General features: G+C 63.6%; 19 protein-coding genes and 1 other RNA gene. 10 read left to right on the top strand and 10 right to left on the bottom strand.

All coding sequences use genetic code 11. From position 1 onward, the window contains the following. Window positions 1-40: 40 nt before the first annotated feature. The 4 genes from CNQ84_RS05035 (at window position 41) to creC (ending at window position 4,824) form a co-directional block, all read left to right on the top strand. On the top strand, window positions 41-2,020 hold the full coding sequence (locus tag CNQ84_RS05035) for a marine proteobacterial sortase target protein (protein WP_096003825.1): 1,980 nt from the start codon (window positions 41-43) through the stop codon (window positions 2,018-2,020). Further along, window positions 2,013-2,579, top strand: coding sequence for a class GN sortase (locus tag CNQ84_RS05030; RefSeq protein WP_096003824.1), 567 nt, complete (start codon window positions 2,013-2,015; stop codon window positions 2,577-2,579). Before CNQ84_RS05035 ends, CNQ84_RS05030 begins: the two co-directional genes overlap by 8 nt. 80 nt (window positions 2,580-2,659) lie before the next feature. Next, window positions 2,660-3,364, top strand: a complete 705-nt coding sequence (gene creB / locus CNQ84_RS05025) for a two-component system response regulator CreB (protein ID WP_096004032.1) — start codon at window positions 2,660-2,662, stop codon at window positions 3,362-3,364. Next, on the top strand, window positions 3,361-4,824 hold the full coding sequence (gene creC, locus CNQ84_RS05020) for a two-component system sensor histidine kinase CreC (RefSeq protein WP_096003823.1): 1,464 nt from the start codon (window positions 3,361-3,363) through the stop codon (window positions 4,822-4,824). Before creB ends, creC begins: the two co-directional genes overlap by 4 nt. 11 nt (window positions 4,825-4,835) lie before the next feature. Here creC and gcvP read toward each other — a convergent pair whose 3' ends face one another. From gcvP to CNQ84_RS04975, 9 genes are all read right to left on the bottom strand, one after another. After that, window positions 4,836-7,721 carry an aminomethyl-transferring glycine dehydrogenase gene (gcvP, locus tag CNQ84_RS05015; protein ID WP_096003822.1) on the bottom strand — a complete coding sequence of 962 codons (2,886 nt, stop codon included), beginning with the start codon at window positions 7,719-7,721 and terminating at the stop codon, window positions 4,836-4,838. Between the two features lie 80 nt (window positions 7,722-7,801). After that, the gene (gcvH, locus tag CNQ84_RS05010; RefSeq protein ID WP_096003821.1) at window positions 7,802-8,182 is read right to left on the bottom strand and encodes a glycine cleavage system protein GcvH; all 381 of its coding nucleotides are present in this window, start codon (window positions 8,180-8,182) and stop codon (window positions 7,802-7,804) included. Window positions 8,183-8,211: 29 nt separating this feature from the next. Beyond that, window positions 8,212-9,297 (bottom strand): glycine cleavage system aminomethyltransferase GcvT, encoded by a 1,086-nt coding sequence (gene gcvT / locus CNQ84_RS05005; protein ID WP_096003820.1) that lies wholly within the window; start codon window positions 9,295-9,297, stop codon window positions 8,212-8,214. Window positions 9,298-9,372: 75 nt separating this feature from the next. Continuing rightward, on the bottom strand, window positions 9,373-11,016 hold the full coding sequence (locus CNQ84_RS05000) for an ABC transporter permease (RefSeq protein WP_096003819.1): 1,644 nt from the start codon (window positions 11,014-11,016) through the stop codon (window positions 9,373-9,375). An 88-nt stretch (window positions 11,017-11,104) separates the two neighbouring features. Beyond that, the gene (locus CNQ84_RS04995) at window positions 11,105-12,106 is read right to left on the bottom strand and encodes an extracellular solute-binding protein (RefSeq protein ID WP_096003818.1); all 1,002 of its coding nucleotides are present in this window, start codon (window positions 12,104-12,106) and stop codon (window positions 11,105-11,107) included. Between the two features lie 111 nt (window positions 12,107-12,217). Continuing rightward, entirely contained in the window at window positions 12,218-13,444 is a 1,227-nt protein-coding gene (locus CNQ84_RS04990) for an FAD-dependent monooxygenase (protein WP_096003817.1), read from the bottom strand. Between the two features lie 3 nt (window positions 13,445-13,447). Next, a complete protein-coding gene (gene ubiH, locus CNQ84_RS04985) occupies window positions 13,448-14,644 on the bottom strand; it encodes a 2-octaprenyl-6-methoxyphenyl hydroxylase (RefSeq protein WP_096003816.1) in 1,197 nt (398 codons plus the stop codon). Next, complete coding sequence (gene pepP / locus CNQ84_RS04980) at window positions 14,641-15,981, bottom strand: Xaa-Pro aminopeptidase (protein WP_096004031.1); 1,341 nt, start codon at window positions 15,979-15,981, stop codon at window positions 14,641-14,643. Before pepP ends, ubiH begins: the two co-directional genes overlap by 4 nt. Before the next feature lie 11 nt (window positions 15,982-15,992). Beyond that, window positions 15,993-16,565: a UPF0149 family protein gene (locus CNQ84_RS04975; RefSeq protein WP_235846723.1), complete on the bottom strand. Its 573-nt coding sequence runs from the start codon at window positions 16,563-16,565 to the stop codon at window positions 15,993-15,995. A 245-nt stretch (window positions 16,566-16,810) separates the two neighbouring features. Between CNQ84_RS04975 and CNQ84_RS04970 the strand changes: the two genes are divergently transcribed. The 6 genes from CNQ84_RS04970 (at window position 16,811) to CNQ84_RS04945 (ending at window position 20,925) form a co-directional block, all read left to right on the top strand. Then, window positions 16,811-17,020, top strand: coding sequence for a TIGR02449 family protein (locus tag CNQ84_RS04970; protein WP_065335686.1), 210 nt, complete (start codon window positions 16,811-16,813; stop codon window positions 17,018-17,020). After that, a complete protein-coding gene (locus tag CNQ84_RS04965; RefSeq protein ID WP_065335685.1) occupies window positions 17,017-17,319 on the top strand; it encodes a cell division protein ZapA in 303 nt (100 codons plus the stop codon). Before CNQ84_RS04970 ends, CNQ84_RS04965 begins: the two co-directional genes overlap by 4 nt. 71 nt (window positions 17,320-17,390) lie before the next feature. Continuing rightward, window positions 17,391-17,568: non-coding RNA, 6S RNA (gene ssrS, locus CNQ84_RS04960), on the top strand. 7 nt (window positions 17,569-17,575) lie between these two features. Then, complete coding sequence (locus tag CNQ84_RS04955; protein ID WP_096003815.1) at window positions 17,576-18,163, top strand: 5-formyltetrahydrofolate cyclo-ligase; 588 nt, start codon at window positions 17,576-17,578, stop codon at window positions 18,161-18,163. Window positions 18,164-18,425: 262 nt separating this feature from the next. Next, on the top strand, window positions 18,426-18,881 hold the full coding sequence (locus tag CNQ84_RS04950; protein WP_096003814.1) for an EVE domain-containing protein: 456 nt from the start codon (window positions 18,426-18,428) through the stop codon (window positions 18,879-18,881). A 181-nt stretch (window positions 18,882-19,062) separates the two neighbouring features. Beyond that, window positions 19,063-20,925, top strand: a complete 1,863-nt coding sequence (locus CNQ84_RS04945) for a diguanylate cyclase (RefSeq protein WP_096003813.1) — start codon at window positions 19,063-19,065, stop codon at window positions 20,923-20,925. On the opposite strand, the gene ilvA is transcribed toward CNQ84_RS04945, so the two are convergent. Next, window positions 20,913-22,427 carry a threonine ammonia-lyase, biosynthetic gene (gene ilvA, locus CNQ84_RS04940; RefSeq protein ID WP_096003812.1) on the bottom strand — a complete coding sequence of 505 codons (1,515 nt, stop codon included), beginning with the start codon at window positions 22,425-22,427 and terminating at the stop codon, window positions 20,913-20,915. The genes CNQ84_RS04945 and ilvA overlap by 13 nt on opposite strands. Between the last annotated feature and the right edge of the window lie 15 nt (window positions 22,428-22,442).

Raw genomic sequence — 22,442 nt, 5'->3', positions numbered from 1 at the left:
GGCCAACACACTGCCAGTCACAGTCCACAGGGAGACCGACATGAAGACCGCATTTATCTGGCTAGTGCTGCTTGGCGCCCTCGCCTCACTCAACGCGCAGGCCGCTGCAAACGACCAACCGGGCACCGGCAGCTTCCTGCTGCGTGCCGACGATGGCAGCTGGCAACCCGCCCTGCTGCTCAACACCGATATGCAGGTGCAGATCAGCGGCCCGGTCGCCGAAGTACAGATTCGCCAATCCTTCAGCAATCCCGGTGGCGCCTTTGCCGAGGGCCGCTATGTGCTGCCCACCAGCGAAAATGCCGCCATTCACGCCATGACCCTGGAAATCGGCGAGCGCCGCATCAACGGCCAGATTCAGGAGCGCGAACAGGCGCGCAAGACCTACGAGCAGGCACGGGACAACGGCCAGCAGACCGGTCTGGTCGAGCAGGAACGCCCCAACCTGTTCAGCACCTCGGTCGCCAACATCGGCGCAGGTGAAACCATCAGCGTCATCCTCAGCTACACCGAACTGCTGCAGCCGGACGCAGGACGTTACAGCCTGCGCCTGCCGCTGACCATGACCCCGCGTTACAACGCTCGCCCGCAGCCGGTCGATGGTCAGCAGCAGCCCGTCGCCGCCAGTGATGCACGCCCGGAAGGCCCGATTGTCGGCAGCCTGTGGCGTGACGGGCCATCCCATCAGGCCGACATCCATATCAACCTGCACAGCGGCTTTGCCCTGCACGAGGTGAGCAGCCCGAGCCACGCCATCAGCAGCCATTTTGACGGCCGCCAGTACCGCATTCAGCTGCAGGACAATCCGGTGGTCATGGATCGCGACTTCGTCCTCAACTGGCAGCTGCCCAGCGAAGCCGGCAACCAGGTCGCCGTATTCACCGAACAGGTGGGCGACGACCACTACGCGCTGATGATGCTTTCGCCTGCTGCCGAACCGGTCAGCCGTGAACGCCAGCCACGCGAGGTGTTTCTGATTCTCGACACCTCGGGCTCAATGCAGGGCGAGCGCATTCGCCAGGCACGTGACAGCCTGATCCAGGCGCTGGGCCGCCTGCAGCCCGAAGACCGTTTCAATGTGCTCGAATTCAACAGTGAATACAGCATGCTCTACCGTGAGCCGGTGAACGCCACCCAGGACAACCTGCAGGAAGCGCGCAGCTGGGTGGCCGGACTGCCGGCCGGCGGCGGCACCGAGATGCTGCCCGTGCTGCGCGAGGCGCTGACTCAGCCAAACGAGCCGGGCTACCTGCGCCAGCTGATCTTCATCACCGACGGCTCGGTCAGCAACGAGCGCGAAGTCCTGCAGATGATTCAGCAGCGCCTGCGTCAGGCGCGGATCTTCACCGTCGGCATTGGCGCTTCGCCCAACAGCTTCCTGCTGCGCAAGGCAGCCGAAGTCGGCCGCGGCCAGTTCACCTCGATTGATGACCGTGCAGGGATTGAAGACGCCATGGAGCGGCTGTTCGAAAAACTGGAGTCACCGGTACTGACCCACCTGCAACTGGAGCTGCCGGAAGGCATCGATGCCGAAATCTGGCCGCAGAAACTGCCCGATCTGTACTCGGATCAGCCGTTGCTGATCGCCATGAAACTGAACCAACTACCGGAGAAAGTGGCCCTGCACGGCCGTCAGCCAGAGCCTTGGGAGCAGCACCTGCACATCCCCGAGCCACAGCAGGGCAATGGCATCGCCAGAATCTGGGCACGCCGCAAGATCGAAGCCGCCATGGACCGTCTGAACGAGGGTGCTGGCGAGGACGAAGTGCGTGACCTGGTGTTGCCGGTAGCGCTGGAACATCAGCTGATGAGCCGCTTCACCAGCTTCGTCGCCGTCGAGGAGCAGCCGGTACGCGCCGCTGACGAACCGCTCGACAGCCAACGGGTGCCCAACCTGAACCCGGTCGACCACCGCCTGTACCCGCAGACCTCGCTCGGCCTCAATGGCCTCTGGGCGCTGGCACTCGCGCTGTTGTTGGCCGGCCTGCTGATCCTGAACTGGAAACCACGCCATGCGTAAGCTGATTGCCATCGTACTGCTACTCGGTGCCGTGGCCGTCGCAGCCCAGGGCAGCTGGCTGCAAGCCAAGGCGTGGCTAGCCCAATGGTTGATTGCCGACGCCTGGGCCGAGCAACTGCAGGCTGGGACCCCGAGCAAGCCCTGGCCCTGGGCCGATACCTGGCCGGTTGCCAAACTGACCACGCCCGACGGCGAGGCCCGCTATGTGCTGGACAGCGTCAGCGGTCAGGCTCTGGCCTTCGGCCCGGGGCAACTGGATAACGGCGTGGCGCCCGGGCAGACCGGCACCCTGCTGCTGGCCGGCCACCAGGACAGCCACTTCGCCTTTGTCGAGCAGTTGAAAACCGGGCAGGTTCTTACCCTGCAGGCTGCCAATGGCCAAGAGTACCGCTACCGCGTGGCGACCCAGCGCATCGTCGACAGTCGCAATGAGCCAATGATCCTGCAATACGACCGCGCGGAGCTGCGGCTGGTCACCTGCTACCCGTTCCGCGCCCTGACCAGCGGCGGGCCGCTACGCTATGTGGTCACCGCCTGGCTGGAGGCACCCGCCTCGTGATTGCCGCAGGCCCCTGCATGATTGCACTGCCCCCGGCGAAACCGCCACAATCGGCGGACGATTCACGGACAGAGCAGACCATGCCGGACAGGATTCTGATTATCGAGGACGAGCCCGCCATTGCCGATGCGCTGGTCTACGCACTGGGCACCGAGGGCTTCGACGTGCACTGGTGCGGCCTGGCGGGCGACGGTATGCAGTGGTTGCGTGACAATCCGGTCGACTTGCTGGTACTCGACGTTGGCCTGCCCGACGAAAGCGGCTTCGAAGTCTGCCGCCGCATCCGCCAGTTCTCGGCCATGCCGATCATGTTTCTGACCGCACGCAAGGAAGAAGTCGACCGCATCGTCGGGCTGGAAATCGGCGCTGACGACTACGTGGTCAAGCCCTTCAGCCCGCGGGAAATTTCCGCCCGGGTGCGCGCCATCCTGCGCCGCACCCGCGCCGAACCTGTCGCCAGCGAGCAATCAGCGCCAGCCGAGCTGTTTCTGCACGACGCCGAGCGCCGCCGCATCCGCTACCACCAACAGTGGCTGGAACTGACCCGCTACGAGTATCTGATTCTCAGCACCCTGCTGCGCCGCCCCGAGCATGTACTCAGCCGGGATCAGTTGATGGAAGCCGTCTGGGCCGACCCCGGCGCCAGCCTTGATCGGGTGATCGACACCCACATCAAGGGCATCCGCACCAAGCTCAAACGCATCCTGCCCAGCCACGACCCGATCGTCACCCACCGCGGACTGGGCTACAGCATCAACCCACAGCTGCCGGACGCCCACCCATGAGCCTCACTACTCGGCTGCTGCTTGGCTGGTTTCTGATCGCCGGGCTGGCCACGGTGCTGTTTCTCAACAGCATCCTCAATCAGGTGCCCTCGTCGGTGCGCCAGGCCAGCGAGGAGGTGATGGTCGACAGTGCCAACCTGCTGGCCGAAATCGCCGAACAGCATTGGCAGGAGGGCTTTGCCGCAGACAGTCCGTTTGCCACCGCCATCGATCGTTACCTGGCGCGCCAGCTCGATGCGCAGATCTGGTCCCGGCACAAGACCGGCACCGAACTGGTGATCTACCTGACGGATCTTAACGGCAGCGTGCTCTACCACACCGATCCGCAGCAGATCGGCGAAGACTATTCACAGTGGCGCGACGTATCACTGACCCTGCGCGGCGAGTACGGCGCGCGCACCACACGCATCGACCCCGAAGACGACACCAGCAGTCTGATGTACATCGCCGCGCCGGTGTATCAGGGCGGCCAGCTGGCCGGTGTACTCACCCTCGGCAAACCCAACGCCAGCCTGCACCCCTTCATCACCCTGGCGCACGGCTACTTCTGGCAACGCGGCGGCATCATTCTGTTTGGCGCGCTGCTGCTGGGTGCCGGTATGGCGTTCTGGCTGACGCGGTCGGTGCGCCAATTGGTCGATTACGTCGAACGGGTGCGCCACGGTGAGCGGGTCAGTCCGCCGCAACTGGCCGACAAGGAGCTAGCAAGGCTGGCCGCCGCCACAGAGGCCATGCGCCGCGAAATCGACGGCAAGGCCTACGTCGAGCAATACGTGCACACCCTGACGCATGAAATGAAGTCGCCGCTGTCGGCCATCCGCGGCGCGGCCGAGCTGCTGCAGGAAGCAGACGTGCCGGAGCCCATGCGCGCGCGCTTTCTGGCCAATATCGACAGCGAGTCCAGTCGTCTGCAGCGCCTGGTCGACCGCCTGCTATCGCTGGCCGGGGTGGAAAAACGTCAGGCGCTGGAGCAGACCGAGAGCCTGGATCTGGCCGAGATTGCCGCGCTCGAGCTGGAAGCCAAGCGCCCGCTGGCCGAACGCAAGGAGCTGACGCTGCACCTTGAGTGCAACGTCGACAGTCGGCTCGCCGGCGACCGTTTTCTGCTCGAACAGGCGATCAGCAACCTGCTGGATAACGCCATCGAGTTCAGCCTGTCCGGCGGCGCCATCACCCTGCAAATCAGTACCAGCGGCACGGCACTGAGCCTGCGCGTGCGCAACGACGGCCCGGCCGTACCGGACTACGCGCTGGATCGGGTATTCGAGCGTTTCTATTCCCTGCCGCGACCGGACGGTCAACGCAAGAGCACCGGGCTGGGTCTGAGTTTTGTCAGAGAAATCGCCAGACTGCACCGCGGCCGGGTGAGCCTGCATAACCGCGCGGAAGGCGGCGTAGAAGTGGAGATGATGCTGGACAGAACCCAGCAGGAGAGAGAGGGCAGCGCCCCTCTCTCCTGACAGGCCCGATCTTAGCCCTCGTAGGCTTCGATCGGCGGGCAGGCGCAGAACAGGTTGCGGTCCCCGTACACGTTGTCGATCCGGTTCACGTTTGGCCAGAACTTGTTGGCCGCGACCCAGGGCTGCGGAAACACGGCTTCCTCGCGGCTGTAGGCACGCTGCCAGTCGCCGGTGATGTCAGCCAGGGTGTGCGGCGCGTTGTGCAGCGGGTTGTCCTCTGCCGTCCACTCGCCCTGCTCGACCTTGCGGATCTCGGCACGAATGGTCAGCATCGCGTCGATAAAGCGATCCAGCTCGGCCTTGGACTCACTCTCGGTCGGCTCGATCATCAAGGTGCCGGCTACCGGGAACGACATGGTCGGCGCATGGAAACCAAAGTCCATCAAACGCTTGGCCACGTCTTCTTCACTGATACCCGAGGCCGCCTTGAGCGGACGGATGTCGATGATGCACTCGTGCGCCACCCGGCCGTTACGGCCGCTGTACAGCACCGGGTAAGCATCGCCCAGACGCTTGGCCAGGTAGTTGGCGTTGAGGATGGCGACCGAGGTGGCCTGACGCAGACCGATAGCGCCCATCAGGGCGATGTAGGTCCAGCTGATCGGCAGGATGCTCGCGCTGCCCCACGGCGCCGCACTGACCGCACCGTTCTCCGGGTTCGGGCCATCCAGCGGGACCACTGGGTGGTTGGCAACGAAGGGCGCCAGATGCGCCTTGACGCCGATCGGGCCCATGCCCGGGCCGCCGCCGCCATGCGGAATGCAGAAGGTCTTGTGCAGGTTCATGTGCGATACGTCGGCGCCGATGTCGGCCGGACGGGTCAGGCCCACCTGTGCGTTCAGGTTGGCGCCATCCATGTACACCTGACCACCGTGCTGGTGGATGATCTCGCAGATCTCGCGGATACCTTCCTCGTAGACACCGTGGGTCGACGGGTAGGTGATCATCAGGCAGGACAGGTTGTCGGCGTTGTCTGCAGCCTTCTGACGCAGGTCAGCCACATCCACGTTGCCCTGATCGTCACAGTTGACCAGCACCACGCGCATGCTTGCCATCATCGCCGAAGCCGGGTTGGTGCCGTGCGCCGAAGTCGGGATCAGACAGACGTTGCGGTGACCTTCGTCGTTGCTTTCATGGAACTTGCGGATCGCCAGCAAACCGGCGTACTCGCCCTGCGCGCCGGAGTTCGGCTGCATGCAGATGGCGTCAAAGCCGGTGATGGTGCGCAGCATCGCTTCCAGCTCGTCGATCATCTGCTTGTAGCCCTCGGCCTGCGCCAGCGGGGCAAACGGGTGCAACTGACCGAATTCCGGCCAGGTGATCGGGATCATCTCGGTGGTGGCGTTCAGCTTCATGGTGCACGAGCCGAGCGGGATCATCGCGTGGTTCAGCGCCAGATCCTTGTTCTCCAGCGACTTGATGTAGCGCAGCATCTCGGTTTCCGAGTGGTAGCTGTTGAACACCGGGTGAGTCAGATAGGCGGACGTGCGACGCAGAGCCGCCGGAATGCCCATCTCGGTGGCGCTGACCTTGGCGTCCAGCGCGGCAATATCCTGACCGTGCGCGGCACCGGCGAAGGCAGCCAGCAGTTGGTCGATGGTAGCGCGGGTGGTGGTTTCATCCAGGCTGACGCCCAGGTGATCGGCATCGATCACGCGCAGGTTGATACGGGCGGCGCGGGCGCGTTCCAGAATCTCGCGGGCCTTGCCCGGCACCTTCAGGGTCAGGGTGTCAAAGAAGGTCGCGTTGCGACGCTCGATACCCTGCGCGCTCAGGCCTTCAGCCAGAATCGCGGTAAAGCGCTGCACCCGCTCGGCGATCTGCTTGAGACCCTGCGGGCCGTGGTAGACCGCGTAGAAGCTGGCGATATTGGCCAGCAGCACCTGTGCGGTACAGATGTTCGAGTTGGCCTTCTCGCGGCGAATGTGCTGCTCACGGGTCTGCAGCGCCATACGCAGGGCGCGGTTGCCACGGGTATCGACAGACACACCGATGATGCGACCAGGCATGGCGCGCTTGTACGCGTCGCGGGTGGCAAAGAACGCCGCGTGCGGTCCGCCGTAGCCCATCGGCACGCCAAAGCGCTGCGCCGAGCCGAAGACTACGTCGGCGCCCAGCTCACCCGGCGGGGTCAGCAGGGTCAGGCCGAGCAGGTCGGCGCCCACGCAGGCCAGACCTTTCTGCGCCTGAACCTGTTCGATCAGCGGCTTGAGGTCGCGGATCTCACCCCAGGTTGTCGGGTACTGAAACAGCGCCCCGAACACCTCGTAGTCGCCCAGCGTGCTGACGTCGTCGACCACCACGTCAAAGCCGAAGGCCTCGGCGCGGGTCAGCACCACGGAGATGGTCTGCGGATGGCAATCCTGATCAACAAAGAACAGGTTGCTCTTGCTCTTGGCAACCCGCTTGGCCAGGGCCATGGCTTCGGCAGCGGCGGTGGCTTCGTCCAGCAGCGAGGCGCTGGCCAGCTCCATGCCGGTCAGGTCGATGGTCAATTGCTGGAAGTTCAGCAGCGACTCCAGACGGCCCTGGGCAATTTCCGGCTGATACGGGGTGTAGGCGGTGTACCAGCCCGGGTTTTCCAGCACGTTGCGCAGGATCACAGTCGGCGTCAGCGTGCCGTGGTAGCCCATGCCGATGCAGGAGGTGAAGATCTGGTTGCGGCCGGCAACCTGCTTCAGATAGTCCAGCACCTCGGCCTCGCTGCGCGGGCCGTCCAGCGGCAGCAGGTCATTGCGCAGAATGCTTTGCGGCACGGTCTGTGCGACCAGCGCCTCCAGTGTGTCGGCGCCCAGAGTCGACAGCATGGCTTGCTGCTCTGCGGCATCGGGGCCGATATGGCGGCGAATGAAGGCGTCGGTCTGTTCCAGCTCGACGAGGCTCGGGGTGTGGCTCATGGGGTGTACCTGTGCAAAGTGTGAAAGCAAAAAGCCCCGACGCGAATCAGGGCTTCAGCACAACAACCAGCGAATAGCGATCAGATGGAGGCGCCGTAGGCGGCCGCATCCATCAGCTTGTCCAGCTCGGCAGCGTCGCTGGGCTTGATCTTGAAGAACCAGGCATCGCCGTAGGGCGCGCTGTTGACCAGCTCGGGGGAGTCGGCCAGCGCCTCGTTGACCGCAATGATTTCGCCGCTGATCGGCGCGTAGATGTCGGAAGCGGCCTTGACCGACTCGACCACCGCACACTCTTCACCGGCAGCGACTTCGCGACCGACCTCGGGGCACTCGACAAACACCACGTCACCCAGCAGGTCCTGAGCGTGGTCGGTAATACCGACGGTCACGGTGCCATCGGCTTCCAGACGGGTCCACTCGTGGCTGGAGGCGTAACGCAGTTCGGCAGGAATGTTGCTCATGGGAATATCCTCGGAAGTTGAATCAATACTTATTCGATGACCGACTGGCCGTTACGCACGAAGCTGGGCTTGACCACGCGCACATCCAGCAGCTTGCCGCGAATCTCGACCTTGGCGCTGCTGCCGGTCGCACGGGGCACACGGGCCAGCGCGATGGAGTAACCCAGCGTCGGGGAAAAGGTACCGCTGGTAATTTCGCCTTCGCCGACACCGTCGACGATGACTTTCTGATGGCCGCGCAGCACCGCGCGCTCTTCCAGTACCAGACCCACCAGCTTGGGCTGGTCGCCGGCGGCTTTCTGGGCTTCCAGTGCCTGACGGCCGATAAAATCGCGCTCGGCCGGTTCCCAGGCAATGGTCCAGGCCATATTGGCGGCCAGTGGCGAAATACTCTCGTCCATGTCGGCGCCGTACAGGTTCATACCGGCCTCCAGACGCAGGGTGTCGCGCGCACCCAGACCACACGGCTTGCAGCCAGCGGCCAGCAGCGTTTGCCAGAAATCGGCAGACTGCTCGGCCGGCAGCATGATCTCCAGACCGTCTTCGCCGGTATAACCGGTACGACCGATAAACCAGTCGCCAGACGGCAAGCCCTGGAAGGGCTTGAGATCGCTGATCAGTGCAGCGCGGTCATCGCTGACCACCGATTTGACCAATTCCAGTGCCAGCGGGCCCTGCACCGCGATCATCGCCAGCTCGCTACGCTCGGTCAGGTTTACGGCAAAGGAGTCGGCCTGCTTGCTCATCCAGGCCAGGTCCTTCTCGCGGGTCGCGGCGTTAACCACCACACGGTAGCCGTCGCCGGCCAGGTAGACGATCAGGTCGTCGATCACACCGCCCTGCTCGTTCAGCATGCCACTATAGAGGGCCTTGCCCGGTGTCTTCAGACGCGCTACGTCGTTGGCCAGCAGGTATTGCAGGTAAGCCTGCGCTTCGCTGCCATCGACATCGACCACGGTCATGTGCGACACATCAAACATGCCAACGGCACGACGTACCTGATGGTGTTCTTCCAGCTGGGAGCCATAGTTGATTGGCATGTCCCAGCCGCCAAAATCGACCATCTTGGCGCCAGCAGCCAGGTGCTGGTCGTACAGGGGAGTCCGCAGTGCCATTGCGCCATCCTTCGGTTCGGGGGGTTGCAAAGGCCGAATTGTAGCCGCAAACCCGGTCGCTGTGCAGCCCGCCGATCAGTGCGCGTTGCCGCGACCGACCGACTGGGCCGAACGGCGGATCAACACGATCACCGGCAACAGGCCGGTTGCCACCAGCGTAATGGCTGGTAGTGCCGCTTCCGGCCAGTTACCTTCAGCGGTCAGGCTGTGGATGCGCACGGCCAGCGTGTCCCAGCCGAAGGGGCGCATCAACAGGGTGGCGGGCATTTCCTTGAGTACGTCGACAAACACCAGCAGGCCGGCGCTGAGCAGCCCCGGCATCAACAGCGGCAAATAGACGCGCCAGAACACGCTGACTCCCGAGTGCCCAAGGCTGTGCGCCGCTTCCGGCAAGGCCGGCCGGATACGCGCGAGCGCAGTATCCAGCGGCCCGCTAGCCACCGCCATAAAGCGAATCAGGTAGGCCAGCAGCAGGGCAAACAGGCTACCCAGCAGCAAGGGAGCGGGCGATTCGACTCCCAGCCAGCGCTGCAGCGGCACCACCAGCTGATTATCCGCCACGCTGAAGGCAAACATGATACCCACCGCCAGCACCGAGCCGGGCAGCGCGTAGCCGAGGTTGGCCAGCGCCACCGCCGAGCGCACCCGACGAATGGGCTGCAGACGTCGCGCCAGTACCAGCAACATCGCCACCACCACCGTGGTCACAGCGGCGATGCCGCCAAGGGTCAGGGTATTGCGGATCAGCGACCAATAGCGCTTGTCAAAGTCACTGCCGCTGGTGAACAGCCAGTAAAACAGCTGCACAAGCGGAATCACAAACGCGACCGCCAGTATCAGCAGGCAGTAACCCGTGGCGAGCCAGCCGCGCACGCCGCGCAGCTGAAACAGCGGCCCCTGCCGCGGCTTGTCGCTACCCGGAAAACGCTTGCTGCCCTGCGCTCGCCGCTCGGCATACAGCGCCAGCAGCACAAATAGCAGCAGCAGGCTGGCCAGCTGGGTTGCCGTCTGCAGGCTGTAAAAGCCGTACCAGGTCTTGTAGATCGCGGTGGTAAAGGTGTCGTAGTTGAACACCGACACCGCGCCAAAATCAGCCAGGGTTTCCATCACGGCCAGCGCCGCGCCGGCGCCGATAGCCGGCCGCGCCATCGGCAAGGCCACCCGCCAAAAGGCCTGCCAGGGGCTGTGGCCAAGGATGCGCGCCGCTTCCATCAAGCCGCGCCCCTGTGCCAGAAAGGCGCCCCGGGCGAGCATGTAGACGTAGGGATAGAACACCAGCACCAGCACAAAAATCACACCGCCGGTGGAGCGAATGGAGGCCATGCGAAAGTCGTTGCCCAGCCAGCCGCGCAAGGTGGTTTGCAGCGGCCCGGCAAAGTCCAGAATGCCGATCATGACAAAGGCCAGCACATAGGCAGGCACCGCAAAGGGCAGCATCAAGGCCCAGTCCAGCCAGCGCCGACCAGGGAAGTTACACAGGCTGGTCAGCCAGGCCAGGCTGACACCCAGCAGCACGACCCCGACGATCACGCCAATGGCCAGCACCAGCGTATTGCCCAGCAGGCGGGCCATCTGGGTTTCCAGCAGGTGATTCCAGATGGTGCTATCCAGCGAGTTCCAGCTCAGCGCCAGCACCAGCAGCGGCAGCAACACCAGCACGGCGCCGGCGTAGGCGACAACGCGCCACTGGGGCTTGGAAACAACGGACGGAAGCGGCACTCAGACTCCTGTGAGCAAAAGCAATGAGGCAAAAACAACAACGCCCGGCGAGGCCGGGCGTGCAGTATATCGGCAAAACGGCAGTGAATCAGTGCCAGCCGACACGATCCATCAGCATGATGGCTTCTGCCTGACGGCGACCAGCCACTTCGACATTGACGTCGTCACGCTTGAAGTCACCCCAGGAGGCCACTTCTTCAGACGGGGCAACCGACTCGTTGGCCGGAAACTCCTGGTTAACGTCAGCGAACACACGCTGCGCTTCTTCGGTGGTCAGCCACTCGAGGAAGGCAACAGCCTCATCCGCGTGCTTGGCGTGAGCAGTTACACCGGCACCGGAGATATTGACGTGCACACCACGGTCTTCCTGGTTCGGCCAGAACAGCTTGACCGGGAAGGACGGATCAGCCTTTTCCAGGCGACCGAAGTAGTAGCTGTTGACGATACCCACGTCACACTGGCCGGCAGCAATGGCATTGAGCAGCGCGGTGTCATCACCAAAGGCCGGCGTCGCCAGGTTGTTGACCCAGCCCTGCAGTACCTCAGTGGTGCGTTCAACGCCGATGCTTTCCATCATGGTCGCGGTCAGCGACTGGTTGTACACCTTGCGCGAGGTACGCAGACACAGACGGCCAGCCCAGGCTTCATCCGCCAGCGCCTCGTAAGTGCTCAGCTCGGCCGGATCGACCCGCTCGGTGGAGTAGGCGATGGTCCGTGCACGCAGCGACAGGCCGGTCCATTGGCCCTCGGCGGAGCGGTACTTGGCCGGGATGTTGGCGCTGATGGTCGCGGAGTCGACAGCGCGCAGAACGCCCTGCTGCTCTGCCTGCCACAGGTTACCGGCATCAACGGTGATCAGCAGGTCAGCCGGGGTATTGGCACCTTCGGCCTTCAGGCGAGCCAGCAGCGGCGCCTCACTGTCGGTGATGTATTTGAAGGTGGTACCGGTTTTCTCGGTGTAGAGATCGAATACCGGCTTGATCAGGTGGTCCTGACGGGCCGAGTACACTACCAGTTCTTCGGCCTGGGCGACGCCACCCAGAGTGCTGACGGCCAGCCCGAGGGCGGCGAGCTTGCGGATCACAGACATGAAAGGTCGCTCCGTTGCGTGTGGATGGCGGATGATAATAATTCCTGTTTTAACTGGCAATGCGGCGTTGCGCCTCATTACGTCGCCAGATGTTGCCAAAGGCTGCGGGTGTCAGCGCGCCAGGCTCGGCAACTCGCCATCCAGCCCCATTGCCTGGCGCATGACCCGAGCCTTGAGCAACGGCGCACGCTCAAACAACTGCATGCCGGTGTTGCGCAACCAGCGCAGCGGCAAGGCGTCAGCATGAAACAGGCGCTCGAAGCCCTCCATCGCAGCCATCACTGCCAGATTGTTGCCCATGCGCGCACGCTCGTAGCGCTCCAGCACCGCCAGATCCGCGATGTTCTCGCCACGCTCACAGGCGGCCAGCAGCACATCGGCCAGCTGGGCAGCATCGAGAAAACCGAGGTTGACGCCCTGCCCGGCCAGCGGATGAATACTGTGGGCGGCGTCACCCAGCAACGCCAGCCCCGGCATCACGTAGCGTTTGGCATGTCGCTGGCGCAGCGGAATACAGACCCGCGGATCAGCCGCTTGCACCGTGCCAAGCCGCCCTTCCAGCCCGTCAGTCAGGGCCAGGCAGAAGGCCTGATCGTCCAGCGCCATGACCTTCTCGGCGGCGTCTGGCAGTAGCGACCAGACAATCGAGCAGAAATGCCGGCCGTCGCGCGACGGCAACGGCAGGTAGGCCAGTGGGCCGCTGGGCAAAAAGCGCTGCCACGCGGTGTCCTGATGGGGCCGGCCCAGCTCAACCGTGGTCACTACCGCGTGGTGCAGATAGTCCCACTCTCGCATGGCAAAGCCGGCCAGCTCACGCAGCCGGGAGCGTGCGCCATCGGCGCCCAGCACCAGCGGCGCGCGCAGCTGCCGGCCATCGTCCAGGTTGAGCCGCCAGCCTTCGTCTTCGCGCACCAGGCCTTGCACCCGGCTTTCGCCCAGCAAGGTCACATCGGTCTCCTGCAGGCGAGCCAGCAGCGCGTTCTGTACCTGCCCATTCTCGACGATATGCCCCAGCCGCGGCTCACTCAGCGCGTCAGCATCAAAGCGCACCTCGCCGGTGCCCTCGGCATCCCAGACACACATGTGCCGATAGGCGCAAAGGCGCTCTGCGGGAATCCGCTGCCAGGCGCCAACAGCGCGCAGGATATTCTCAGAAGCCGCGCTCAGCGCACTGACCCGCGGGTCGTAACCCGAGGCGCTGCGCGGCTCAGGCAACGCCGCCAGCGGCTGGGCGTCCAGCAGCGCCAGGCGCAGCCCCTTGCCCGCCAGCGCACAGGCGAGTGCCGAGCCGACCATACCGGCCCCGACGACGATCAGATCAAATTGTCCGCTTTGCATGCCCTATCCCTTGAGTCCCATTGCCTGCCGGGCAAACACTGATTTGAGCGGCGCGACGATATCCATCCCCAGCAACCCGAGGTTGCGCCCGGCCGCCAGCACCGGACGACGGTTGCTGAACAGGCGCGTCAGCCCGTCACTGAAGGCAATGGTTTGCTGTTGATCCTGACGCTGGCGCTGCAGATAGCCGTTGAGCAGCGCCAACTCACCCGGTGACTGATCGGGCGCGGCGCTGGACAGCGTATCGGCCAGCGCCATCACATCCCGCAGGCTGAGATTGAAGCCCTGACCAGCGATCGGATGCAGGCTGTGCGCTGCGTTGCCCAGCACCACCAGCCCGGTGCGTACCTGCTCTTCGGCCTCGATCAGGCTGAGCGGGTAACTGTGGCGTGCACCGACGCGCTTGAGCGCGCCCATGCGAAAACCGAAGGCATCCTGCAGCGCGTGCAAAAAGCCCGCATCAGACAGCGCCATCACGTCGTCAGCCTGCGCCTCGGGCTGGGTCCAGACCAGCGCACTGCGCCCGCCGGACATCGGCAGCAGCGCCAGCGGGCCGCTCTCGGTGAAACGCTCATAGGCAACACCCTCATGCCCTTGGCTGCTGGCGATATTGGCAATAATCGCGGTCTGCCCGTAAGGGCGCACCTGGCGGTGGATACCCAACTGCTCCAGCAGGCCCGAACGGCCGCCGTCAGCCAGCACCAGAAGATCGGTCGCCTGCTCGTGCACCTGCCCATCCTGCTCTACCTGCAGCAACCAGCCAGTGCGAGCGGGTTCAGCGCGCACCACCCGCGCCGGCGCCTGCCACTTCACCACCCGCTCGTCCAGCGCGCCTAGCAGCGCCCGGCCCAGCTGCGCGTTCTCGACAACGTAGCCGAGTGCCGGCACCCGCTCCTGCTCGGCATGCAGACGGGTGACACCCGGATGACCGCGGTCGGAGACATGGATCTGTCTGATCGGCTCGGGCGCCGCCTCGGCCTGCACGCCGGCCCACACGCCCAGCCGCTCGAACAGCAGCCGACTACCGTGGGACAGCGCCGTGGAGCGCGCATCAAAACTGGGTTGCAACTCACCACTGACCGGCGGCTGCGCCTCGATCAGCTCAATGCGCCAGCCACAATGTCTCGCCTGCGGCTGTAACGCCAGCGCCAGACTGGCGCCGACCATGCCGCCGCCAACAATGCTGATGCGGCGGCTCACGCAGGCTCAGCCTCGGCCTGGCGCGCAGCAGCCATCAGCGCCTCGATCTCGTCCGGGTCCTTGGGCACCTTGGCGGTCAACACCTCGTGGCCTGTCTTGGTCACGACCACGTCATCTTCGATCCGCACGCCGATGCCGCGCCATTTGCGTGGCACGCTGTCGTCATCCGGCGAGATGTAAATGCCGGGCTCCACGGTCATCACCATACCCGGCTCCAGCTGGCGCCAAACGCCGCCCACGCGGTATTCACCCACGTCGTGCACATCCATGCCCAACCAGTGGCCGAGGCGGTGCATATAGAAGCGGCGATAGGCCTCGCCGGCGATCAACTCGTCAACCTCGCCCTGCAACAGACCCAGCTCCACCAGCCCGGCCGTAATGGCGCGCACGCTGGCATCGTGCGATTCGTTCCAGCTGTGCCCCGGGCCGATCACCGCCATAGCCGCCTCCTGCGCCGCCAGCACGATGTCGTAAATGGCACGCTGCTCGGGGCTGAAAGTGCCGCTGGCCGGGAAGGTACGAGTGATGTCGCTGGCGTAGCAATCCAGCTCGCAGCCCGCATCAATCAGCACCAGGTCGCCATCGCGCACCTGCGCAGTATTCTCGGTGTAATGCAGGATGCAGGCATTCTTGCCGGCGGCGACAATGGATGAATAGGCCGGTGAGCGACTGCCGTGATGCATGAAGCAGTGCTGCAGCTCGGCCTCCAGCTGATACTCGTAGCAGCCCGGGCGACAGAACTGCATGGCCCGCACATGGGCCTCGGCGGAAATATCGGCCGCGGCCTGCATGACCTTCTGCTCGCCGGCGCTTTTGTACAGACGCATGTCATGCAACAGGTGATCCAGCGCAACAAATTCCTTGGGCGGCTGGGCACCGAGGCGCGCCTTGCTGCGAATCAGGTTGATCCAGTTGGTCAGCCGACGATCAAACTCGGCGTTGGCGCCCATGGCGTAGTAGACACGCTCGCGACCCTCGATCAGCCCGGGCAGAATGTCGTCGATATCACTGATGGGGAAAGCGTCGTTGGCGCCATATTCGACGACCGCGCCCTCCTGTCCGGCTCGATAGCCGTCCCACAGCTCCCGTTCCTTGTCCTTTTCACGGCAGAACAACACGTACTCGCCATGCTCGCGGCCGGGAATCAAGACAGCCACTGCCTCTGGCTCAGGGAAGCCGGTGAGATACTGAAAATCGCTGTCCTGGCGATAATTGTGCTCGACATCACGGTTGCGGATAAACACCTGAGCCGCCGGCAGCACGGCAATGCTGTTGGCTTCCATCTGGTTCATCAGCGCCTTGCGGCGGCGGGCATATTCCTGCTTGCTGATTCGCATCTTCACCTCGATCAATGCAGTGCGGCGGGCGGGGCGTCCTGTTGCTTATCATTGCTCTGACATTCGCTGAACACCATCAGCGTGGCCATACGCACGTACTCCATCACTTCCATGAAGTCGACCTCGTTGCCCTCCGAATCATCCAGATCGGACTGCACCTGCGCGATGGCGGCGAAATCACGCAGCACGCCATCGGCCTCCTCGCTCAGCTCTGCGCTGCGTTCGACCAGGCCAAAGCCGGCCAGAAAGCCATCACACCATTGCCCCAGCGCGGCGGTGCGCAGGTCTATCCCGGCGTCATCGTCGGGCAGCAGCAAGGTCAGGCTGAAGCCGCTACCGGCCAGCTCGGCGAGACTGGCATCGTAGAGCTGGATCAGCGCTACCTTACCCGCCTCGGACAGGCTGCCGCGCCCATCCAGCAACTCCTGGGCAACATTCAGCCAGGTGGTGTGATCCAGGCGCGAACCCGCGCTCAGACGACCGACCAGGTGGCCGTGCAGCTCAGGCGGACGACCCACGGCAGCCAGATCGCTGCAGATCTGCGCGTAACGGTCATAGTCAAATACAGCGTGCATCAAGGCCATGCGGTGCTCCCACGAAAAACAGTCGCTGCCGAGCGGCGCGGATACAGGTATGCTGTCGCCGGCACCGCGTTGCAGCGGGTGAACCCAATGGGGCTATTGTGCCTGTGCGCAGCGGTTTAAATCTACCGCCCGGGCCGCTGATGCAGCGCAGACCAACCGCCCCACGCAGCCACCGGCTGCGGGTTTGACCACCCTGCAGGGCGCCTCTATAGTGGCTCAACCCCCGGGAAGACAGAATGGCGGCAATGGACGATTTGGATATCCAGGCACTGACCCAGCGCATCAGCCAGCTGATTGATCTGTGCGACCAGCTGAAACTGCAGAATCAGCACCTGCAGGCGCAGGAGCGTCTGTGGCGCGATGAACGCCTGCAGTTAATTGAAAAGAACGATTTGGCCCGTCAGAAGGTCGAAGCCATGATTCTGCGACTCAAATCCCTGGAGCACGACTCATGAGCCAACCCCTGACCGTCACCCTGCACATCCTCGACAAGGAATATCGCGTCAGCTGCCCGCCGGAAGAGCGCTCCAACCTGGAGCAAGCAGCGCGCCACCTGGACACCACCATGCGCGACATCCGCAACAGCGGCAAGGTGGTGGGCGTCGAGCGTATCGCCGTCATGGCCGCGCTGAACATCAGCCATGACATGCTGACCGGCAGCCACCAGAAAAATGCCGACCTGAGTGCTCAACAAGCCCAGATCAGCGAGCTGGTGAAGCGCCTGGATCAGGCCCTGGAAGGGCACCAGAGCTGAGCCCGGCCCGCGCGCAGCGGGCAAGAGCAGACAGCCATCGAAGTCAGCGACAAACTTCTGTATAGTGACTCCCATCCCTGGGGTGTTGGCCAGCCGGAGATGTCCCTGAGCCGATACTCCTGTACCAGGGGACTACGCGCGGTGCCAGTGTGCACGTCCGCATGACGGAAAGCCTGAGGTATCGCCGTAATCTCCGCCTTGAACTTTCGGGTTCAAGGGCTAACCCGGCAGCGGCACTCTGGGGACTCCTTTCAGCATGAACCCGCCTGTTTCCCGCACCCAATTACGCCGTCAACTGCGCCAGCGGCGCCGCGCCCTCAGCCGCGCCCAGCAACGTGCCGCTGCACGTCGTCTGCAGCGCACCATGGCACAGGATCTGCGGTTCATTCGCGCCCGGCATATCGCTTTTTATCTGGCCAACGACGGTGAAATCGACCCCGCTCCGCTGATGCGGCTCGCACGGCGCCTGGGCAAACACTGCTACCTGCCGGTGCTCAGCCGCTGGCCCGCCACAGCCATGCGTTTTCAGCGCCTGGTCAAAGGACAGCGCTGGCAGCGCAACCGCTTCGGCATCCGCGAGCCGCAGACACAGCGCGCCCTGCAAGCCAAGGCCTGGCGTCTTGATCTGGTGTTTTTGCCCCTGGTGGGGTTTGATGCTGCGGGCAACCGTCTGGGCATGGGGGGCGGCTTCTATGACCGGGCCTTCGCCTGGCGACGCTGGCGCACCCACACGCGCAGGCCTCGCCTACTGGGCCTGGCGCACCACTGCCAACAGGTTGAACATCTGGATGGCGCGAGCTGGGATATCCCGCTCGACGCCGTTGTCACCGATCGCAGGCCCTGATCAGGGCGCGCGCTGCATGTGCGTCTCAGCGCTTCGATCAAGGTAACTCTGGGTATACCCCGTGGTCACCACTCCCAACCCGAAAACAATAACCAATACCCAAAGCAAATCTGGTTTGCGTCGCACGCGTTGCCTCCTGACGATAATGGCAATCTAATAATATGAATTGCGCAGCGCCCCCTGAATGAGACTAATTGTCGCTGCGTATCCATCGTTTTCCTACACCCTTGTCATAAACTTGTCAACAATCGGGGAACACATCATGGCCTACTGGCTGCTCAAGTCTGAGCCTGACGCCTTCGCGATCGACGACCTGCAGCACCTGCAGCAAGGCGTCTGGGATGGAGTACGCAATTATCAGGCGCGCAACTTCATGCGAGAGATGCAACCCGGAGACAGCTTTCTTTTCTATCACTCCAGCTGCCAACCGCCAGGTCTGGCCGGCGTCGGTCGCATCACCAGCTCGCCCTACCCTGACCGCACAGCGCTTGACCCGAACAACCCGTATCACGACGCCCGGGCCAGCGAGGATCGCCTTCCTTGGGTCGCGGTGGACGTCGCCTTCGAAGAAAAGTTCCCGCGCCTGTTCAGCCTCGACCAGCTGCGCGAGCTGGCCGGTCTGGAGGATCTGGCCCTGCTGCGGCGAGGCAACCGTCTGTCGGTCATGCCGGTGAAACCAGACCAATGGCAGATTATGTTGGCGGCTGCGCGCGGCTGAGCACTGGCCTGGCTGCAAGCACTGTGCTATCACTATGCTAACGAGGCAGGGCGACAACACGCAGAACCGCCACAGGGGTGGGTGGTGACGCAGGTATAGGCTTTGCTGGTGGCCGGGCAGGCTGCTTGCAACCTGGTGCCAAAACAGCAACAGCCCAGCCTCTGCCGTCCAGAGAACTGCCATGCCCGCTATAGCCATACCTGCGCCAATCAAACAGTTTCCGCGACTGATTCTCGCATTATTCTGCATCCTGGCATTGGCGCTGTATCTGCTGTGGCAGGCGCTGCTGAACGCGGAGCAAGAGCAAGCCCGTGCCCGCCTGCAGATCGAGGCTGACGCCCTCGCCCACCAGATTCAGACCCGCTTCGAACAGCAGGCCGCCACCTTGCTGCGCCTCGCCGAACGCTGGCCGCAGCACCGCGAAAACCGGGACCTGTGGACCCGCAACGCGAGCCAGCTGCTACGCGACTATCACAACTTTCAGGCCATCGAATGGATGGATGCCAGCTTTCGCATGCGCTGGATCGAACCACTGAATGGCAACGAGGCCGCCATTGGCCTGATCTATAAACCCGATCACCCCAACTATCCGCTGCTGCTGGCGGCCCGTGACAGCGGCCAACCGCGCCTGAGCAACTCCTTCGAGCTGGTGCAGGGCGGATTGGGGCTTGCCTACTACATACCGCTGCACCGCATCAGCGGCGACGTACGTCGCTTTGACGGCTTTCTGCTGGGCATCTTTCGCGTCGAAGTACTGATCAACGACCTGCTCAGCGAGCTGCAGGCAGCAGATCGCAGCCTGCGCTTCGAGGAGCAAGGCGTGGCACTGTACCGCTCCGAGAGCGACTATCAGGCGGCGCCGTGGCGCGTGAGCAGCCCGGTCACCCTGGCGGACAACAGCAATTTTGCGCTGGTCATGCAGCCCACTCATCAATTGCTCGCCAGCACCACCACACACCTGCCGCTGATGGTTGTGGTCTCCGGCGCGCTGGCCGCACTGCTGCTGTGCATCTCGCTATTACTGACTGTGCGCGGCGCCCAGCGCAGTCAGCAACTGGCACGCAGTAATCATCAACTGCAGGCCGAGGTAAAGCGTCGCCAGGACACCGAGGAAAGCCTGCAGCACAACCAGGCACGCCTGAAACTGATCCACGATATGACCGATCACAGCCACGACGCCCTGTTCATACTCGGGCTGGACCCGCTTGAGGTCGTCTATCTCAACCGTACCTGCTGGCAAAGTCTGGGCTACAGCGAAGCAGAGCTGCTTGAGATCCTGCGCATAGCACCCAATGACGTGATGCCGGGTGCCATCAAGTGGCTGGAAGAACTGAGCAGCATGATTCACAGCCAGGGCGACGCCATCTTTCAGAAACGGGTGATAAGACGCGATGGCCAGAATCGGCCGCTGGAAGTCAGCGTGCGCCACCTGCGCCGTATGGGCCGGGACTACCTCATCTGCGTGGGGCGCGATAACAGTGAGCAGCTGCAGCTGGCGGCACGCCTGCAGCAGCTATCCCACCAGGACGGACTGACCGGCCTGTTCAACCGGCGCTACTTTGACAAGACGCTGATCAGCGAATGGCGACGCCTACGCCGAGAGCAAACGCCGCTTGGACTGCTGATGCTGGATGTCGATCATTTCAAGCATTTCAACGATGAGCTGGGGCACCAGGCCGGGGACGATGCGCTGCAACAGGTTGCCACGGCGCTGAACAGCTGCCTGATGCGTGAAGGGGATTGCGTATGCCGCTACGGCGGGGAAGAGTTTGCCGTCATTCTGCCCGGCGCGGGCGCCAGCCAATGCCTGCAGGTTGCCGAGCGGATTCATGACGCCATCGCCAAGCTGAATATCCGCCACCCGCACACCACCGTGGAGCACGGACGCCTGACGGTCAGCATCGGCGCTGCGAGTCTGATACCCCAGCCGCAATGGAGCCCGCACGACCTGGTCCACCAGGCCGACACCGCGCTTTACCAGGCCAAGGCCGCTGGACGCAACCGCTCGCAGCTGAGCAAGCCCGAAGAGGCTCAGCCCAGGTAAAGACGGTAGGCCGGGTTATCGGTTTCGTCCCAGTACTGGTAACCGATGCCATCGAGCGCCGCCGGCAGCAGATGGCGCTCACTTGCCGGTACCTGCAGGCCGGCGACGACGCGACCATAGGCTGCGCCGTGGTTACGGTAGTGGAACATCGAGATATTCCAGCGCCCGCCCAGCTTGTTGAGGAAGTTGAACAGCGCGCCCGGACGCTCCGGAAACTCGAAGCGAAACACCTGTTCGTCGGTTACGTGCTCGGCGTGCCCACCGACCATGTGCCGAATATGCAGTTTGGCCAGCTCGTTGTCGGTCAGATCCAGCACCGGAAAGCCATCTTCGGCCAGTTGACTGACCAGCTTGTCGCGCGGATCGAGTTCAGGGTGAGTCTGCACACCCACGAAGATGTGCGCCTCGCTGCCGGTGTGATAGCGATAGTTGAACTCGGTAATCGCGCGCTTGCCGATGGCTTCGCAGAAGTGCTTGAAGCTGCCGGGCTTTTCCGGAATGGTCACCGCCAGCAGAGCTTCCCGCTTCTCGCCGATCTCGGCACGCTCGGCCACATGACGCAGACGATCAAAGTTGATGTTGGCGCCGGAGTCGATGGCCACCAGCACCTGACCACTGCAGCCCTCCCGCTCGACATATTTCTTGATCCCGGCAACGCCCAGGCAACCGGCCGGCTCGCAGATGGAACGGGTATCGTCGTAAATATCCTTGATCGCGGCGCACATCTCGTCGGTGGTCACGGTAATCACTTCATCAACATACCGGCGACAGACCTCGAAGGTGTGCTCACCGATCTGCGCCACCGCCACGCCGTCGGCAAACAGCCCCACCTGGCCGAGCACCACCCGCTCATCGGCGGCCATGGCGGCCTGCAGACAGGCTGAATCCTGCGGTTCGACGCCGATCACCTTGATGTCCGGGCGCAGATACTTTACGTAGGCGGCGATACCGGCGATCAGGCCGCCCCCACCGACCGGGACGAAGATCGCATTCAGCGGACCCTGCACCTGACGCAGAATCTCCATCGCCACGGTGCCCTGCCCGGCAATGGTGTCCGGGTCGTCGTAAGGGTGGATATAGACGAAGCCCTTTTCCTTAACCAGCTTCTGCGAATAGGCCAGCGCTTCATCAAAGGCGTCGCCGTGCAGAACCACCTTGCCACCACGTGCGCGCACCGCCTTGACCTTGATCTCGGGCGTGGTGCGCGGCATCACGATAGTCGCCTTCACGCCCATGTGACGAGCCGCGTAGGCCAGGCCCTGGGCATGGTTGCCGGCAGACGCCGCCACCACACCACAAGCACGCTGTTCGTCGGTCAACTGCGCCAGCTTGTTGTAGGCACCGCGAATCTTGAAGGAGAACACCGGCTGCAGGTCTTCGCGCTTGAGCAGCACGCTGTTGCCCAGCCGCTCGGAGAGAAAGGGCGCGGGGTGCACCGGGGTTTCCACCGCCACATCGTAAACCGGAGAGCAGAGGATCTTCTTGACGTAGGTTTCCAGCATGGGTGAGGTCAACTG

The sequence above is a fragment of the Pseudomonas abyssi genome (assembly GCF_002307495.1).
GTDB lineage: Bacteria > Pseudomonadota > Gammaproteobacteria > Pseudomonadales > Pseudomonadaceae > Halopseudomonas > Halopseudomonas abyssi.
This window is presented reverse-complemented; position numbering and strand designations above follow the sequence as displayed.